General features: G+C 33.1%; 17 protein-coding genes and 2 pseudogenes. 2 read left to right on the top strand and 17 right to left on the bottom strand.

From position 1 onward, the window contains the following. Positions 1-179: 179 nt before the first annotated feature. A complete protein-coding gene (locus F5ESL0259_RS00200; RefSeq protein ID WP_046324022.1) occupies positions 180-905 on the bottom strand; it encodes a GntR family transcriptional regulator in 726 nt (241 codons plus the stop codon). A gap of 2 nt (positions 906-907) precedes the next feature. Next, positions 908-1,381 carry a hypothetical protein gene (locus tag F5ESL0259_RS00195; protein ID WP_122037066.1) on the bottom strand — a complete coding sequence of 158 codons (474 nt, stop codon included), beginning with the start codon at positions 1,379-1,381 and terminating at the stop codon, positions 908-910. A gap of 359 nt (positions 1,382-1,740) precedes the next feature. On the opposite strand from F5ESL0259_RS00195, the gene F5ESL0259_RS00190 reads away from it, so the two are divergent. Next, positions 1,741-2,814: an SIS domain-containing protein gene (locus tag F5ESL0259_RS00190; protein ID WP_122037065.1), complete on the top strand. Its 1,074-nt coding sequence runs from the start codon at positions 1,741-1,743 to the stop codon at positions 2,812-2,814. Between the two features lie 317 nt (positions 2,815-3,131). Here the strand turns inward: F5ESL0259_RS00190 and F5ESL0259_RS00185 are convergent, their stop codons facing one another. From F5ESL0259_RS00185 to F5ESL0259_RS00120, 15 genes and pseudogenes are all read right to left on the bottom strand, one after another. Then, a complete protein-coding gene (locus F5ESL0259_RS00185; protein ID WP_122037064.1) occupies positions 3,132-3,902 on the bottom strand; it encodes a hypothetical protein in 771 nt (256 codons plus the stop codon). Position 3,903: 1 nt separating this feature from the next. Then, positions 3,904-4,731: a PTS system mannose/fructose/sorbose family transporter subunit IID gene (locus tag F5ESL0259_RS00180; protein ID WP_110445339.1), complete on the bottom strand. Its 828-nt coding sequence runs from the start codon at positions 4,729-4,731 to the stop codon at positions 3,904-3,906. Then, positions 4,718-5,500 carry a PTS sugar transporter subunit IIC gene (locus F5ESL0259_RS00175; RefSeq protein WP_046324017.1) on the bottom strand — a complete coding sequence of 261 codons (783 nt, stop codon included), beginning with the start codon at positions 5,498-5,500 and terminating at the stop codon, positions 4,718-4,720. The genes F5ESL0259_RS00180 and F5ESL0259_RS00175 overlap by 14 nt, the downstream gene beginning before the upstream one ends. Before the next feature lie 15 nt (positions 5,501-5,515). Next, complete coding sequence (locus F5ESL0259_RS00170; protein ID WP_122037063.1) at positions 5,516-5,986, bottom strand: PTS sugar transporter subunit IIB; 471 nt, start codon at positions 5,984-5,986, stop codon at positions 5,516-5,518. 15 nt (positions 5,987-6,001) lie between these two features. Continuing rightward, positions 6,002-6,418 carry a PTS sugar transporter subunit IIA gene (locus F5ESL0259_RS00165; protein ID WP_052724603.1) on the bottom strand — a complete coding sequence of 139 codons (417 nt, stop codon included), beginning with the start codon at positions 6,416-6,418 and terminating at the stop codon, positions 6,002-6,004. A 273-nt stretch (positions 6,419-6,691) separates the two neighbouring features. Further along, positions 6,692-8,182: a family 1 glycosylhydrolase gene (locus tag F5ESL0259_RS00160; protein ID WP_122037062.1), complete on the bottom strand. Its 1,491-nt coding sequence runs from the start codon at positions 8,180-8,182 to the stop codon at positions 6,692-6,694. Positions 8,183-8,636: 454 nt separating this feature from the next. Continuing rightward, the gene (locus F5ESL0259_RS00155; protein WP_122037061.1) at positions 8,637-9,479 is read right to left on the bottom strand and encodes a helix-turn-helix domain-containing protein; all 843 of its coding nucleotides are present in this window, start codon (positions 9,477-9,479) and stop codon (positions 8,637-8,639) included. 200 nt (positions 9,480-9,679) lie between these two features. After that, positions 9,680-10,018 (bottom strand): annotated as a pseudogene (locus F5ESL0259_RS00150) (IS30 family transposase); the annotation flags it as partial. A gap of 480 nt (positions 10,019-10,498) precedes the next feature. Next, positions 10,499-10,771, bottom strand: a complete 273-nt coding sequence (locus tag F5ESL0259_RS08995; RefSeq protein ID WP_122037060.1) for a hypothetical protein — start codon at positions 10,769-10,771, stop codon at positions 10,499-10,501. A gap of 86 nt (positions 10,772-10,857) precedes the next feature. After that, a complete protein-coding gene (locus F5ESL0259_RS09025) occupies positions 10,858-10,989 on the bottom strand; it encodes a hypothetical protein (RefSeq protein ID WP_255409574.1) in 132 nt (43 codons plus the stop codon). Positions 10,990-11,621: 632 nt separating this feature from the next. Continuing rightward, entirely contained in the window at positions 11,622-12,848 is a 1,227-nt protein-coding gene (locus F5ESL0259_RS00135) for an MFS transporter (protein ID WP_122037059.1), read from the bottom strand. Between the two features lie 103 nt (positions 12,849-12,951). After that, positions 12,952-13,797, bottom strand: a complete 846-nt coding sequence (locus F5ESL0259_RS00130; protein WP_122037058.1) for a helix-turn-helix domain-containing protein — start codon at positions 13,795-13,797, stop codon at positions 12,952-12,954. 20 nt (positions 13,798-13,817) lie between these two features. Continuing rightward, positions 13,818-14,093 (bottom strand): annotated as a pseudogene (locus F5ESL0259_RS09050) (hypothetical protein); the annotation flags it as partial. Positions 14,094-14,219: 126 nt separating this feature from the next. After that, complete coding sequence (locus tag F5ESL0259_RS00125; RefSeq protein ID WP_122037057.1) at positions 14,220-14,471, bottom strand: hypothetical protein; 252 nt, start codon at positions 14,469-14,471, stop codon at positions 14,220-14,222. Positions 14,472-14,866: 395 nt separating this feature from the next. Then, positions 14,867-15,919, bottom strand: coding sequence for a Fic family protein (locus tag F5ESL0259_RS00120; RefSeq protein WP_233558029.1), 1,053 nt, complete (start codon positions 15,917-15,919; stop codon positions 14,867-14,869). Positions 15,920-17,312: 1,393 nt separating this feature from the next. Between F5ESL0259_RS00120 and F5ESL0259_RS00110 the strand changes: the two genes are divergently transcribed. Continuing rightward, positions 17,313-18,593, top strand: a complete 1,281-nt coding sequence (locus F5ESL0259_RS00110; protein ID WP_122037056.1) for a HEPN domain-containing protein — start codon at positions 17,313-17,315, stop codon at positions 18,591-18,593. The last annotated feature ends 284 nt before the right edge of the window (positions 18,594-18,877 follow it).

Raw genomic sequence — 18,877 nt, 5'->3', positions numbered from 1 at the left:
AATAAAAAATGTCGTATTCGAAATTTTAAGTTTTTTATTAAAAAGTATAAAATTCGGGGTACGTGTAAAATTACATACAAAAAAGCCCTATTTTTGCAAAATAGAGCTTTTTAATGTAACTGTAACTAATAGCTTACTAAAGAGATGGTTCTAATTTTTTTAGTAAGAATTACTAACATTTATTTAGGAGAGTATGGGATTTCGACTTTGAAATCAACCTGATTGGAATCAAAGTAAGATTGAGTATACTCAACCAAACAATCGGGTTTTGTATAACCCAAGTATTCCACACTTAAAACTAATTTACTTGGTCCCACGCTAAAATTTTTAAAAAGCGGGTCACTAGTCACAGGACAAGTTTTAATTTTTCTATGGAAAAGAGCAGGACGCATATTTTTGTAGCTCATATAATCATATAATGATATTTTACTAAAATCATAACGGTGAGCATCTTCAAATAGCCTAAAAGGTATATATGCTTTCTGAATCGAAAAAACGATATCATCAAATTTTCTAATTCTAATCAGCTCATAAAATTCTGTGAAATCAGGAAATATTTTAGTTAACATCGGGACATCGTAAACTAATTTAAATGATTTTATTTCACTGTTAGGGACTCCACCTTTTATTTTTATAGTCTGAGTTAATGACCAGGGAGCATCATCACCAGCATCAATTCTTCCTGAATGTTTGCCATGTAAAAGATAAGTGCCGTCTCCGGGATGACGAATTAAAACGTGATCATCAACTAAACTATTCAGTGCTTTTTTAATTGTCATTCGTGTAAACCCTAATTTTTGAGCCAAAGCTCTTTCAGAAGGTAATCTTTGATCCATAGAAATCTCATTACTTTCAATTAAAGAGATGATTTTTTCTTTAGCTGCAGTATATAAAAAACTAGTCATTTTTAATCTTCATACTCAATTTTATCTGGAATAATAATTTCTTCTTCATACCTAATAATATTTTTATCACACAAAATATAATTCTTCTCAACAAAAACCTGTGATTCCTGCTTTAATAACAAAAGCCGACATTCTTCTGAAGTAGGCCAAGTTAAAAGAATATTTTTCTTAATTCTATCCGCCTTATTGATACAGTCTATATCTAATTCCAGATTCTGCTTAGATATATCATTACTTTGTTTAGGCTTATTTCTAACAAGCTTTTGCGGGATAAAGGATTTAATCAGAGAAAATGGATCGTTTTGATACTTTAACAAAAAAAGCCGTTGCCATATTGAACCCACTTCATTCATAAAAAGATCATCCCAGAAATTACTTTGTTCAATCACTTCTGAACTAATTAACTGAATTTGCCATTCTGAACTTATTTCTCGTTCCTGAGGTGTTAAATAATTTTTTAATTTATTAGTAATCAATTTTTATCACCACTTATCTCGGATAAATATAAATAAGCATCTTAGGCTTTTTTGAAATTGGTTTGCATTATTGTTAAATTCTTAATGTTGCACGGTAAACTTAAATTTATTCTAACACTCAAGAAATTATTTATCTCTATTAATATATAAGTTAACTAATTTTATTTAATTGGTTCCAAAATTGGTTTACATTTTGGTGGTATTTTCAAATGCGGTCTATTTTTGATTGTTTACTTCAAAAATCAAATATAAAATCTAGTTAATTAAGAAATATTCAATATTTACAGCTTGTTTCTTCTATCACTTTTTTGAACTAAATATTTCTTAATTTTATAGTACAAATTAAAAGAGGTTTTAAAATGAAAATTATTGACAATATTTATAACCAACCTGAAAGGCTACAAAAAATTCTGGATACTGAGGGAACCATTGCTGATAGTCTGATTAAGCTCGTACAACAGAAGGACATTAAAAAAGTATATTTCACCGGTTCAGGTACTAGCTTTCATGCTTCTACTTTAATTTCAATGTATTTTAACAAGTTTACTACTTTGGATACACAAGCAGTTATACCTGATAACTTTACTCACTATTTTGTACCTTCGTTATACTTCAAGCCGGATGAAACCTTATTAATAGGAATTTCTCAATCTGGTACATCAAGTTCCACACTGGATGCAATACGAAAGGCAAACAGTCTTAATTTTAATACTGTTGCTATTTCAGAAGAAACTAAAAGTAAAATAGCTCAAGAAGCAGATAACGTTATTTACTTAAATACAGGTGATGAAGGTATTCCCGTAGAGACTCGGGGGTATACTTCTACAATTATGTTGGGGTTAATCTTAGCTTTACGACTGGGATTGGCACAAAACAAACTCAATGAAGCAAAATACCAGGACTTTTTAACTCAAACTAAAGAAGATATTACTAAACTACCTACAACTCTGGACACTGCAGAAGAATTCTATCAACAACATAAAAATGAATTAGTTACTATGAGAAAGGGAGCTATTGCGGGATATGGTTATAATTACGCAACAGCAATGGAAGCCTATTTGAAATTATATGAAACTTTCCATGCCCCTTTAAGCGTACATGAATTCGGAGAACTGATACACGGTTATGAGATGGCCTTTGATGCAGATCAATATATCTTTTTAATTATTGCTAACGGACCAGAAAAGTCCTTAGCAAATAAATATATTGAATTTCTTAAACAAATAACTAAACATATCTTTATTATCACTGACCAAAATATTGCCTTTGATTCTGGTGCTAAAATTCTTAAAGTCCCTTCATTACATAATGATGAACTATCACCATTTAATCTCATTATACCGTTCCAAATTATTGCCTCACGCAACTGTGAAGCAATTGACTATGATACTTCTAAGTATCCGTTAAAGGCACATAGTTTTGCTCATTTTTAAATAATTAAAAGTCTTACATTTTATTTTAGGTACGGCTATTATAATTATTGTTTTTAAATATAGACCTGTTTCTTACGTTTGAGAAACAGGTCTTTTTTACTTTAAAATACTACTTAAAAATTCTTTTACATAGCTAGTTCTTTAATCCTTTTTTATAAACCTTACAGTTTTATTACTTATACACTTTATTGAGCTTCTTCAAATGATCATCTCCAGACTCTATCTATGTTTTTATGTGTCACAATCTACAAAAAATGCTGCTAATTAAACTTCAAAGCCTAATTAGCAGCATCTAAGATTTAAAAACTTATTTCTATCTAAATCATTATTTCTTTAGATAGCCGTTCCAACTGCTGTAAAGAAACTATTAATGATTTGGGAACTACTTCATTCCCGTAACGATTAACATTTCTAACCACAAATTGGTTATCCTGGGTCTTATCCGCAGTAAAAATCATTTCTTCAATGCTATTATCAACTTTACTTTTAGTTAACAGTACCTGCTCTCCATTGTAAATATCTCTTAGCCACACAATTTTACTATATCTATTAGCAATTAACTTATGTGGCAATTCTGCCATCTCTCCTTTTAAGAAGAGCAAGTCTATTTGACTATTTTTCGCCATCATAATCGCAGTAGTCAGTGTTGCTATATGTGAAAAACACTTAGTTTGCGGCAGACCAATCGCAATTATAGATAAAATTCCACAGATAAATAAACTGATACATAATTGAAGCAACTGTCCACTGTACCAAAGATAGCTGCTTATGAAGATAAAAATTATTACCAACAATAAAGATAAGAATTGCATTATTGTCATAATTTTTGGCATTTTCAGCCAATGATTGATCTTAAAACTTCTTTTTCCAATAAAAGACTTCGTTGGTGCTGAACAATTAACAATCAATAATTTTTTGTTTTCAGCTTTGGTTAAGTAAAAACCTTTTTGCTTCTTTTCATAATCCGCAAAGAATTGTTGTGATATCCAGTTAACTAATTTAGATTGTTGTTTACGATAGTATGCAAAACGAAAATGAATTAGCAAAATCTCAAAGAGCCTTTTTTCTAATTTAGGGCGTTCGGGCATGTTAAACTCCTAAAAAGCCAAACATTGCACCTAAAATACTTACAACTAGAATTATTAATAAAAGATATAATACATTTACCTTCTTCTTTAGAAGATGAGCAATAAAGAATGTCAGAAGTAGTGGCAATAATGCAGGCAAAATAGAATCAAGAATGGATTGGACAGTTGGTGCACCTTTACCACTAGAAATTTTTAAAGGTATCTTAATGACAACCATTGATGCAACCATACTGCCAATAACAGTATTACCTAAAATATTAATTGCATAAGTAATGTTGTCCATCAAATCTGACTTCATTCTATCAACCAGTGATACACCTAACTTGTAGCCCCACATTGTACCAAAGTATCGCACTAACATGTTCGGAATGTTATAAATTAAAATAAATAAAATAGGACCTAATACACTACCCTGTTTTGCTAAAGAAACTCCGATACCAGCCGCAATTATTCTTAAGCTGCCCCAGAAAATTGAATCACCAATTCCTGAAAGTGGTCCCATTAAACCTGCTTTCATGGAATTGATTGATGAGACATCAAAGCTAGGGTCGTTAGCCTTCTTTTCTTCCATTGACGCAGCGACACCAACGATAAACGGTGACATTGCCGAAGTACAATTAAAAAATTCCAAATGTCTTTTCATTGCAGCTTTTTGGTCTTCCGGATCAGAATATAATTTTTTAATTACTCCCGTCATTGAATAGGCGAAAGCCGCACTCATCATTCGTTCATAGTTAAACGAAGCTTCCATTGGAAGAGTTCGCCAAAAAATACCCCTCAAATCTTTTTTACTCAGCTTTTTGCCTTCACTTTGATTAAAAGTCGTCATAAATTTCATCCCCTTTAGCTGCTGTTTCTTCACTATTGTTTCTGACTTTATCAAAGATGATGTACATTATTGCTGCACAGATTGCACCAATAATAGCTGTAGCAATAGTATTTAATTTTAAATAGGCAGCACAGACAAATCCTAAAAAGAAGAATGGAGCTACATTTTTAGAATATGTCATATTAATTAACATCCCAAATCCAATAGCTGGAAGAATATATGTTGCAATGGTTAAGCCATCAGTCACTGCTTTGGGAATCATTTTTATTAAATTGCCTACAGCATCACTCCCGACTGCAAAAGCAAAAGTAGTTACTATTGTTAACACGGCAATTTGCAAAAAACACATCCATAAATGCATATTTCCGGCTCTAGTTATTTTCCCTTCATCAGCCAAATGATCTGCACGATGCGTCATTGCTGGAAAAACCAAAACATATAGTATATTTTTAACGATTAAACTTAAAGATGCTATTGGCAATACTAAAGTTATTGCGGCACTGACACCTAAACCGTTTTTTAAAGCAAAAGCTGTACCTAAAATACCGCCAATAACTTCATCTGGAGGAACACTTGCTCCAATTCCCATCAATCCCATAAAGATCAATTCAGAAGCTGCTCCCATTAACAAACCTTCTTTGAGGTTCCCAAATAATAATCCGACAAACATCCCAGTTACAATCGGCCTGCCAATAAAGCTGGTACCAAGAAAGTACTGCGAATTAGCGACTAAAGAAATAAAGAATATTCCTATTACTTGTCCTACCATTTGTCATCACTCCTTTTAAACTAGTGAAGAGAATTGAACATCACGATCAGTAGGCGCTTGTTTAACTACAACTTCAACACCTTTATTTTCTAATTCAGTCAATTGCTGTATTTCTTTTTCATTAACATAAACGGATTTGGCAATGTTTTTAGTATTTTCACGATCGGCCACCAACCCAATATCAATTAACTTAATTTCATCTGTCCCTTCCGCCATTACGTATGCATCTTGAACGTTCTCTACCACAATAAAGACTTTGTATTTTTCGGTAACTCCACTTTTAATTGCTTTAAGAGAATCTGCAATACTTTTAAAAATTAATTTGACACCATTAGGCTTGGCTAAATTTAACACTCGTTTACGAAAATCATCTTTAGCAACATCATCGTTTGCCAACAAAATCGCATCTGCTGATAAAAAATTAGTCCAGGCAAAGGCAACTTGACCATGAACTAAACGATAATCAACACGTAACATTTTTATCATTTAAATACCACCTCTTTAGAAATCTTCTGCTTCTTGGGCAGCTACACGGACAACCTTAAGTTCCTTACGTGCCTCTTCACAAAACTCCTCTAATTTGTTAGCTACTTGGTCAGAAGAACAGTTGTCCATCTTAGCGGTTAAAACCGTTAATACTAAAGGTAAATTCATACCCGTTACTAAAAACATGTTTTCCTTATCATCAATCATTTGTGCAATTGTAGTATTGACGCTTCCACCAATAATGTCGGTAAGAAAAAGATACTTTTCATTAGAATTCGACGTTATTTGGTCAGCAATCTGCTTTTTTAATGATTCTTGCTCATCATCGTAAGCGGCAATTGCATGTAAATTAGACTGTTTACCCATGATCAATTCAACGGTTTGCTTTAAACCCTTGGCCATTTGAGAATGACTTGCTAAAATTATTTGCAATAATAATCTCCCCCTTTTATCAGCTTTTCCTTCTATCAACCAAATTCTATTATTGAAAACGCTTTATATCAATAAGAAATGTAACCAATTTAGTAAATCGGTCTTAAAATAGAACCAATTTTTAAACCAATTAATATCATGATAGCTACTTATTTTTTCTACAATTACATACAAAAAAGCCCTATTTTTTTAAAAATAGAGCTTTTTAATGTAGCTGTAACTAATTTTCAACCTAAAATTTGCTGAATCAATTGCTTTCTTACAAGAGTACGATTAATTAGCTAAATCTTCACCGTTAGAAGCGATGACCTTTTTATACCAGTAAAAAGAATCCTTTGGGGTACGCTTCAAACTACCATTTCCTTGATCATCCCGGTCTACGTAAACGAATCCATATCTTTTAGACATCTCACCCGTGCCAGCAGAAACCAAGTCAATACAGCCCCACATTTCATAACCCATAAGGTCAATTCCATCTATATCAACGGCTTCTTTCATAGATTTAATATTACTTTGTAAGTATTCAATGCGATACGGATCATGAATCTTGCCATCTTCAGTGACTTGATCACGCGCTCCCAAGCCGTTTTCAACAATCCAAAGCGGTTTATGATAACGGTCCCACAATACATTAAGAGCATAGCGCAATACGTAAGGGTCGGTTTGCCAGCCCCACTCACTACTCTTTAAGTAGGGATTTTTAACACCTGCTACAAAATTACCACCGGTTGTCGCCGCTTGATCCTTATGAACCGTAGTTGTAGATGAGGAATAGCAGGAAAAGCTTAAAAAGTCGGCTGAATATTCTTTCAGTAAATCGTAGTCTTCTGGACAATCATCAAGCTTTATACCATTTCTCTTATATTCTGCAATCTTATATTCAGGATACCTGCCACCAGTTTGCACGTCAGAATAAAACAGAGAGCTGTGCATATCATTCATAACTTTTATCTGGTCTGCAGGATCACAAGTATACGGATACTCTGCTGTAAATGCGAGCATTTGACCAACTTGATTATAAGGATCTATTTCATGACCAGTCTTTACAGTTAAGGCACTTGCTACAAACTGGTTATGAGCGGCTTGAGCAATATCTTGAGAAGTGGGATTTAAAATTCCACCTGCCATATAACCTGAAAAATTTAAAGCATTTATTTCATTAAACGTCAACCAATATTTAACTAGACCTTTATAACGCTTCATTACCGTTTCAGCATATCTAGTAAACAGGTATATTAATTTTCTATTCTTCCAACCGCCATATTTAATCGTTAAATTCAGTGGCATTTCATAGTGTGACAAAGTTACCAGCGGCTCAATATGGTACTTTTGCAGCTCTTCAAAAACAGACTGGTAGAATTTTAGGCCCTTTTCATTAGGCTCTTCATCATCGCCATTAGGAAAAATTCTGGTCCAGTTGATAGACATTCTAAAGCATTTAAAGCCCATTTCAGCCATTAACTTGATATCTTCTCGATAATGATGATAAAAATCAGTTGCTTTATGACTAGGATAGTAATACCCATCAAGGACAGCCGGCACAGCATTCTCAGGAAAGTTCATCTGATCAACATCCATGCTTAAAGGTACATAACCTGTTTCCCCAGTTTTAGGGTTTTTCCATGTAATTTTTCTAGGATTTTCATAAGAACCCTGTGTTACCACATCTGCAGCACTAAGGCCCTTACCGTCAACATCAAAGGCTCCTTCGTATTGGTTAGCAGCAGTCGCGCCGCCCCATAAAAAATCTTTCTTAAAACTCATTTTTATACCTCATTTCTAAATTTAATTTTGAGAAACACTTTGTTCTTTTTCATACAATTGCTTGTCATAGGCTTTAAAGAAGGGATACCAATACCCGTAAAATCAAGCCAATAATAATTATTCCAGCGTAGAATTTAATACTTAATTTCTGCTTCAAGCTTGCCATTACTATTTCTGAATTATACTAACTTCTCGCACCACTTTAATTATAATGAAAATTATGCAAAAAATGGCAATGTTACTAAAAATACTTGAGTACTGATGATGTGAACCCTAAAATTAGGTAGTTTATAGCTGTTAGCTAATGACTAATTCTTACTATTTCGAATAAATTGTTTCCACTGACATATACCACACTAAGAGTTTTTGTTTAGACAATTTAATCATAAAAAAGCCCCAAAAGTTGTTTAACTTTTGGGACTTACATCAGTTTTTATGTTAAATATGATATCTTTTATTTTTGTTTTTCAAAAAATCTAGTTATTTCCTTGCCATATTCAGGCATCCCTAATAAAGAAAAGTTTTCAATTGCCTTATGACAAATCTGTAAATACTTATCCTTAGCGTCATAGTGGTACATAATCATGTTTTCAAGTAATACTATGGCATTTTTATAGAAAAATAATTCTGGTTTAGTTGATATTTGATTTGCTGCCTTAATTAGGAATTTGGTTTCATCATACTTTTTTTCTTCAATGCACTGGATTAATAAATTACCAATAACAGTTAAAATCATTTCTAAAATTTTTACATCATTTGATCCTTGAAATTGTTTAATTATCCCTCTAGAAATTATCACATTACTTTTTACATCATAAAACATCATAAAATTACAATAAAGGACTAACGTAGATTTATCAAAATTGGGTCTACTAAAGATCTTATCTTTTAAAGCTTGCTTTTCTTTATCATTTAAATCCTCGTTATTTACATTCGCAATATAAGCATCTAGATAAAGTAAATCATCTTCTTTATTAGGTAAATCACTTTCTTTAACAATCTCTTTCAATTTTACCAATTCATTTTTGGCATTGCGATAATAAGCATCACATATTACATCCATTAACTCCTGCTCTTGATTATAACCCTTCTGCTTAGAATTATTTAATTCGCTAAAAAAATCAATTAAAGAAACAGAATTATAATTTAACAAACTTATTAAGTCTTCTGCAGATATACGATGGATTCCCTTCTCTACTTTAGAATAATAAGAAGGGCTTACAATATTTCCTATCCATTCTCGTTGCGTTTTTTCTTTATTTAAGCGATATTTTTTTAACAAGTTACCAATAGTCATGTACTCCTCCTCTTATTTCCAATATAACATTCCCATTTGACAAAAAATTTCGAATACGAAACTTTTATATTTTTTATTATAGTCAAAATATACTGTAAATATCATTACGAAGAAATAATATTTGATGAAGGAGAAACAGAAGTCATGGGTATCTTTTTAAAAAATAAAAATTCGAAAATTGCAATTTTAAGTTGAACACCCTACTTGATCTGATAGATGCAATCTAATCTTCTTTCATATAATTCATCGGGTGTGTGATAGGCTAAGATCTTGCGGGGCAGGTTATTGCACCATTCCTCAATGCCATAGATTTGCCTTAAGTCATAATCCTTGATGCACTTGCCTTTAGGAATGAAGCTCCGGATTAGTCGGTTGTGCCGCTCAACCCCGCCCTTCTCACAAGAAGTATAGGGGTGCGCGTAGTAGACCAGCGTCTGCGCAGCTTCTTCTAACTGGGCTAAATCCGCAAACTCAGAACCATTATCCGTGGTAATGGTCTTAAAGACTTCGTGCCAGTGTTCCTGGTATTGGCTGCGTAAAACTTGAATAATTACGCGGTCTTGCAAAGCAAGATGTTGACCCTTTTGGTGAGTAGATATGGTAGAATTAAGCGAGTTCATTGGAAACTTCTTTCTAGAATTGATTGGGTTAATTACATTCTATCAGAGAAGTCCAATGGACTTTTTTTGTTTTCTAATCAGGGCAAGTGTTCAACTTCATTTTACAATTTACCGTTAATTTAAATATCTAATCAATCAGTTCAGTATTATATAAACTGATTTTTCTTTTTCTCAAATAACGTTCTTATTACTATTTGTGAAGCATCTGTAAATATAATTACAACTATATTTCTATTTTTAAATACAATTTGCAATATTTACCTATATTCACAATAATGCATTTGATATGCTTACTATTGATATTACTAAGGACAGCTATATCAAATTCTTGAATAACAAAAGGCAGTTAGTTCAATGAACTACCTGCCTTCAACTTGCTATATTTGTAATCAATGCTACTTAACAAGAAGCATCATTTTTTCTTTTCTTTAAAAAACGAGTTATTGCTGTATATATAGTAATGACTATAACTATAGATACATAAGCTGTACCTAACATGATTTCTGTGAACCAAAAATCCTTTATTGCGCTCGCCTCATGGACTCCAAAAATCATAGTGCCAAAACTATAATATGCGGAAAAAAGTGTGATTAAAACCAGTCCGACCACTATAATCAGTAATAAACTTGTTAGCCAATCTAAAAACTTTTTAATAGAATTCAAACTTGTCACACTTTCCATTGCGCTATAGTAAACAGCAAATACTTACTTAAAATAGTTTAATTGTAGCAAAAAGCGCTTTTTAGACCAACCCAAATTTAGATATAAGTATCCTTTTGCAAATTATACATATTACGATAATCAGCATTACGTATGATTAATTTTTCGTGTGTATCAAAGCCGAGAATTTTACCATTTTGTAAAAAGAGAATCTTATCTGCATATTTCACCGCAGACAAGCGCTGAGTTACAAAAATAATCGTTTTGCCTTTGTTTTCTTTCGGTAAATTGTAAAACAGAGTTTGAATTTTATGACTGGCCTGAATTCAAGAATTTTTTAGATAAAATGTCTAACTTTTTAGTTGCACTTCAATTGGACCTAAGTCCATCTGAAGGGTTTTACTATGGTCAATTTCCCATTGAAAAAAAATTACAGGCACTCAGCTTACATGAGGAGGGCCACAGCACTGTTCTGTGGCTCAAACAATTGACACTGATTCACATCAACTAATTGATACCTAGACGAATACTTACAATTTCAAACTTGACTAAAAGCCCTGGCATCCACCAGTCCATACCACGCAAAGGCAACGGACTGATGGTAGGCTTTCTTTGGCACCTTAAAGTGGAATATGTTCTACGGCTTTGAACAGGCCTTCAAGAACTTACCTTCACCGGAACAAGCAAGCTGAAAGGACTAACCCCGATTTAATATCGGAAGTTAGTCCTTAACCAGAAATTATTAAACTACTTTAATTTCAAGGGGCATATCTATTTTTAGTCTGAATGCTCAATCAAAACATCGCCAAACTATAGCAACAGAATCTGATGAATAATCATGTTAATGCCATGCGGATTCTTTTTACTTCTTGGCCTTATGCCTGACCACGCCGAGGTAGTAGACCGCCGCGAGCAGCAGCGTAACACCGTAAATGTACTGCGTGCTGATTGCGCCCAGCCGGTCAACCACCAGTCCACCCGCCATCGTCCCGAGCGGGATCATGACGGACAGGATGCTGTCGTTGATGGTCTCGATGCGCCCCAGCACCGCAGATGAGAAGCTGACTTGCACCAGGGCCTCAAAGTCCGTGTTCATCATGGTGAGCCACAAAGAGGAGACGGCCGAGTTCAGCAGGATGAGCAGGACGCTCAGGCCCGCCGTCAGCGGAACCAGGAGGCGGAAGACGCCAGCACCCACAAAGCAAATTGCGATAAACAATTCCATGCTCTTCTTGCCCAGCTTGAAGTGCTGCACCAGGAAGGCACCGGCGATGCCGCCCAGAGACGAGGCCATCAGAAGGCCACCGTAGCCGATTGCCGAGTCATGAACGTAGCTCTGCCCAAAATACGGCAGGCCCACGTCGAAAATGCCGTAGAAGAAGTTGACAACGCACAGCGGCAGAATCAGTTTCAGGATGTTCTTTTCATCCTTCAGCGTCTGCCAGCCGACGCGCAGGTCCTTCCAGTAGGAGCCGGTGAAGTACTCCTCGCTCTCCAAGACGTCCTTGGCCAGGGCGTTAATCTGCAGGCGCCCGTAGGTCAGCAGGGCCAGCGCAAAAACCACGCCGGAGATGACCACGGTCATGCTGATTGACGTTGTCGCAATCAGAAAGGTGGCAAAACCGTCCAGAACTAAGTCCAAAACGCCGTAGGTCACCTGGAACAGGCCGTTGAAGTGGAGCATATCCTTTTCCGCGACAAACAGCGGCAGCAGTTTGGTTTCGGCCGGGTAAATAATGGTTGAAAGAACCGTGGAGACCGTGTAAAGAATTAAGACCACGGTGTCAGCCCCGATGCCGCCTTGGCCCAGCTGCAACACCCCCACCACCGCGGCGCTGATTGCGGCCTGGATGATGGTGGAATAGTTCAGCAGCTTCTTCATTGAGATGCGATCAATCAGAGGGCCCAGGCCGAACGAGACCATGTCAACCCCGGAAGTAACGGTCAACAAGACCGCTACCATGAAAGGTGAGTGCCCGGTCTCCTTGAAGTACCAGAGCACCGCCATGTAGAACAGGCTGTCGGCGATGTTGGTCGTAACTCGGCCAACTAGCAGCTTATAAACGTTTGCATATTTTTTACATAACATAATACACTTTTTTAATTATAATCCTTTTCTTATTTTTAATAATACTCATAATCGGTTGACTATAAATCCATAATAAATTTCTATTTTTAAATAAACAAAAATTTCACAGTGGCCAATTTTTAACAACTAATGTACACCCCATATCAAGCAGATTCTCTTTAATCTGCTTAGCACGAGTTAAATTACCAGAAAACAATGCCGAATAATATTTAGCTGATATTATATAAATGATAAAATGAGTGGTTGACTCTAAGCTTTGAAGATAATTTATAGCATTCACTACATTAGCTCCAATTATCCCTATTTTTCCATTCAATCCTATTGTTTGAGAATATTTCCAATGTAAATAGTTAACACAAACGATGGCAAATCTTTCTTTCATAATTTCTGAAATGTTTTTAGATCGTGATATTTTATTAAAGAAAAAGACCATCTTTTTTTCAACAAATTCAGTTGGTAAAATTTCAAATGATGTAGCAAACAAAAGTAAAGCTTGAATATTAAAAATCCAGTTACTCTCTTTATTTAAATCATCTATAATGGATTTCTTAAACTTATTATCTAAATCATCTGTAGTTTTTGTCAAAAAAGCAACAGCTATCTGTACTCTTTTTTTAAAATGAATACTAACATTAGCCTTTTTAATCTGCTCGAATGTTGTAACTGCTGCTACAATATCATGATTATTAAATGCAAGTCCAAATTGAGAGGATAATTTTTGTTCTAACCTATTGGAGGGAGGCATGTAAGTATCAGATACTTTATCAAAGAAATAAGATAAGTCTATATTGTGTTTTAGTAGTAATTTTATTAATAAATCACTGCTTATTCTTCTAGTACCATGGATCACACGTGAATACGTACCAGTTGTAATAATGCCAGCAGCCATTTCTTTTCCGGTTAGTCCAAGCTCTTTCTGCATTTCTTTCAGGGCTTCACCAATTGTCATAACTAATCTACCTTTTATGGTTATTCTTCATCAAGCTCTATTTTATGTTGATAGCTATTTGACCAGTTCCTTTCTCTAGGAAGGAAAGGAAATCTACCACTAGGATCAGCAATAGTTATCTTTTCTAAGAGATGTCCTACATAGAATCCAGTAATCTGTGCAGAATAAATAGCTTCTGGGACTCCAGATATTGGCATTGTTACACTTCCTATAGCAAACAAACCTGGTATTTTTGTTCTACCAAATGAATCTGTAACTATAAATCCATTTGATTGCAAAATCTTCAAATTTTTTAAAAAATTAGTAGAACTATTATTTAATTTATACGAGTTATAATCAAATAATAAACTGTCATACCTTTTTTATACTAATATCAACACCGTCAAATCCGGTAGCCGAAACAATTTTATTATTAAACCGAGCTATTTTTTATATTCTTGTAAAGATGAAACACTAAAGCCGGCCACAAATCTTGATAAAAGCGAAATTACTTTTGAGTTATAACAAGCTTTTATAGAATAAAGTAATTTTGTCTCATTAGTTTTTACTTCCGATAATTGTTTTAACGCTTCATCTATATTAAATCTAATAGCATCTTTTAAATAAATAACTGACGATGTATCAATTTTTTCACTATTTTTTATACCTTTTATTATTATATCGTTAATTTTCATAGCTTTGCCTTATCTATTCAGCGTTATTCTTTAATTTTAATTTTAGCATAAACTCATATTATGTTTGCCTATTTTTCCTATAGGAAACTAAAACTTCTGTCCTGACATCGGTCCATGCGCAGATATCCTGGGGGTGTCCGGGCATCTGCGCTTAACTCCTTCCATGTTCAGATAATACGCGCTAACAAAAAATAAAATGGTAAATTGTAAAATAAAGTTGAACACTTGCCCTGATTAAAAAATAAAAAAAGTCCATTGGACTTCTCTGATAGAATGTAATTAACCACAAAATTCTAGAAAGAAGTTACCAATGAACTCCCTTAATTCGCCCGTTACTATAGTTATCGGTGCAAAATAACTAAATTTTGCACCGATAATTTATTTACTGCCCTGCTTTAGTTATTTGCAATATAGCGACTTGCTTTTCCTTTGCCTACTAAACCTATTTTTCCTTCTTTGCGCAACCTAGCTAAAGCATGTTTAATAGTACTTTCACCATATTGCGGTACCAAATTCATTAGTTCTTGTCTAGATAGCGGTTTTAAACTATTAGTAATTTTACTCAATAGCAATGATTCCGGATCCTTTTCCGTACCATTAGTGAAATCAATTCGTGAATCTAATTCACGGTAAGCTTGCAATACGATACTCAAAAAGTAGTCAACATATGGTCCATAATCGTTTTCATTATTATTCCATGCCTTTCCTGAACTTTCTAACAAAGTCCGGTAATATTGCGCCTTAGTTTTTTCAATTAAACGTTCCAAACTAATATACTTACCAACTCCGAAACCTAATTGTTGTAATTCAAGTAACATTAACAAGCGTGACATTCTGCCATTACCATCTCTAAATGGGTGAATTGATACAAAATCCAACATAAATGCTGCCGCTAGTATTAATGGTGGGAGGGAATTATCACAAATTGCATTATTATAAGTTTCACATAAACTTTGGACTAATTCAGGTGTGATATATGCTGGTGGTGGAGTAAAGCGAGTTTCTTTATGACCATCTGCAAAGGTAGTAATAATTGCATTATCAATGTCCTTAAATTGACCGCCCCAGCTGCTTTCAGTAAAATTAAATAATTGCTTATGTAATGTTAATATATTATTAGGAGAGATCTTGACATATTTATAATTGTCATGGATTATAGCTAAAACATCACGATAGCCAGAAATTTCTTCTTCACTGCGATTTTTCGGAGTCGTTTTTTGATCCATTAATTTCTTAAGTCGTGCATCACTTGTTGTAATTCCTTCAATTCGATTGGATGAGTCTGTACTCTCAATCTTTGCGACTACCAACAGCTTATCCATTATGTCTTTCGCACTTAAGGAGATATGATCCGTTTTACCTTTTAGCTCACAGATCAGATTGAGTTTTTCAATCATCTTCGTAGTTAATTTCAAACCATTTAAAGTTTGGTAATCAAAAACTTTCAAAGTATTACGTCTCCTTTATAAACTAGTTTCTTCTTACATATTATACCAAGTATCAGTGCATTTAAAAGATTACCGGTGCAAAATTCAATTATTTTACACCGTAAATTTGTTTATTACACCGAAAAATATTTATTACTACATAACTACATAAAAAATCAGCCTTAACTTATCTGCGTAAAATGCTAATAAGTCAAGGCTAATCAGATCAAATGATTCTTCTGAATAAGACTATTATTCAAGCTCACATTGCCATATAGTCATCTGGTTTTTATCTTTTTAAAGAAATGAAAAGCAGACATAAAAAATAAGATAAATACCAAATACGAAATTAATATTCCCCATGTTAATGAAAAATTAATGTTTAAGGAATGCTCATTCATATTCGTAATTATTTTTAGTCCTAATGCGGTAGTCTTGATACCTGAACTGTTAATACTAAACAGCTCTATAATATAATCAATCATAAATGCAACCAGATATATACTACTTCCAGCATCAAAGGCTTTATAATAATTCATGATTTTTCACACCCCTTTTTTAAAACAAAGATTAAAATAATTAATAAAAAGACTGTTTATGTACAGTAATCTGATTTTTGCTATAAACAATGTCAGAAGAACTATCACATTTGCTATAAGCTAAAAAATATAGTTTCATCACACTACCATAAGCTTTCGGTACAAAAATCCTAAAATAAATAAAATGAAAGCCCATTGGCATTATTAACCCATATAACACGTTACTAGTTATAAAATTTGTACCAACTATTATTTATAAATTTATATTTATTTAATAATAGCATTAAACAAGTCTTAAATCAACAAAATAAAATTAACAATAATACTATTAATTTAGCTAGTGACAGCAGTTTTTATTAATATAATTTTCAAACTGAATTACCTTGTTAAACATCGTATTTTCCTCAAGAGTAAGATGATGTGCTAATTCAGTAACTGTTCCAGGATATTCCCGCAAAGGGTATTATGAATTTTCCTAGAAAGTACAGGATTAAGTGAAGCTGTTGCTTCATCTGCTAACACAACTGGATGCCTAAAGAATAAGACTCTAGCAATCTTTATACTGAACTCAAAGAATTCCTTGGTATACAGTGTTTTTACCGCACACCGTATATCTTTAATGAACAAAAAATAACCTTAATTTATCAACAGAGAACATTGATATTTCAAGGTTATTTGACTAATTTTATTCTTCTAAATGCGACTAGAAGCATGTAGGTTTGTAATTAATTCTATTATCATACTTGCATTTATCAGTCGTATTATTCAATCTATTTGGCTTTTATTGTGTCTTAATCAATGGTATACCATAATTGTAATTGTTCTTTTTGGAAAACGCATAGTATTAAAAATAAAGAGAAGGAAGAATAGCTAAAGTGAAAAAAAATTGCATATACAATGATCTGAAAAATTACATAAACGAGTATACCCATAAAAACACTTGTGACCCTTATATTCGACATAATATAACGTATACCAATAAAGGAGATACTATCTATTTTGACACTGAGAAACTATTTAACTTAGTAACTGAAATTATTGAAGATAGTAACTATGGAAAAAATTTCTCAGGTCGTGCCGAAAATTTTTTAGAAGATAAACTTATGAACATGATCAACGAGCATATATATATCAAAGGAGAAAATACGGAAGATACAGTCCAAAAGATTATTGAAATGCTAAAAACCAAAAAAGTACCTTATACTTTTTTTATACCTACTTATGGAATCAGTGTAAATTCCATCTTTCCTCAAAACTTTAAAAATATAGCTCTATGCTCTAAAAAATATAAAAATAAGATAATTGATCCCTTAACTGATACAAACGATGACAATATAGACCTTAATGACACTGAGAATAATAATGAAGAAAAATCATTTATAATGATTAAAGTATACGCGAATAATGATGAAACTGCTGAACAACTTAGTCTAAGTTACTCAAATGATCTAATATTAGCTCTTCATAGTGTATACAGCGATATGGACAATGCATATATTATTGGCATCGGGGATATAAAAGATACTAATTATTTATTTCGTATTTCATATATAATAAATGATAGTAAAATCGGAAGAAAGTATTTAAGACAAAATAATAAAATAATTCCTCTTCAGATTGATTTATCGCTTAAGAATAATGAAAATATAGTTTTTAAAGCATTTGTAAACATACTAAATAAAAAGATTGTTAACGATAAACGGAAAAACAAAAATGACGATGATGACAAACTTTATGATATAGAAAACAGACTTTATGTTGCACTTAAGAGTATCGGTAAAGCTACTATTGATAATAATGAAGATCAATCATTGTTAAACTTAATGACAGCTATTGAAGCCCTCGTTGAAGGAAAAGATTATTATCAAAGTGTAACAGATCAAATATGCGAAAGATGTGCAGAATTACTTTGCACAGATCCACAAGAAAAGCTTAAAATATATACCGACCTACAGAATTTATATGACAAAAGATCTAAAATAACTCATGGTGAAAAAAGTCCAAAAGTAACTGCTAATGATTTATATTTTTTACGCCAAACAGGACTTGAATTATGCTTATATTTTCTTGAAAATATAGATCGATTCAAACATTTCACAGAAAATAAAAATTGGAAAGATTACTTTTTAAATTTAAGATTTAAACAGATGCTTTAACCAGATTCAGAAGCCTAAGGAGGCAGGACTTCATTAATTAACTTTCAAATACTATTATCCGTTTTCATCACTGTCTCGTTAGTCCATAAAAAAGCTCTAAAAGTCGAAAAATAATATACTTTTAGAACTAGAGTTTTTAATAAATATTATGTATGATTTCTTGCGTTTTTGAGAAAAGCAGATAAATAAAATAGATCATCGTACACTTGAATTACATGGATGAAAATAAGAAAAGACTACGAACAGAGCTGCCCATTATTGAACGTTGAAAACAAAAAATAATT

The sequence above is a fragment of the Lactobacillus sp. ESL0259 genome, assembly GCF_003693045.1.
Taxonomy (GTDB): domain Bacteria; phylum Bacillota; class Bacilli; order Lactobacillales; family Lactobacillaceae; genus Lactobacillus; species Lactobacillus melliventris.
The sequence above is the reverse complement of the archived record's forward strand: the minus strand, read 5'-3'. Positions and strand labels throughout refer to the sequence as shown.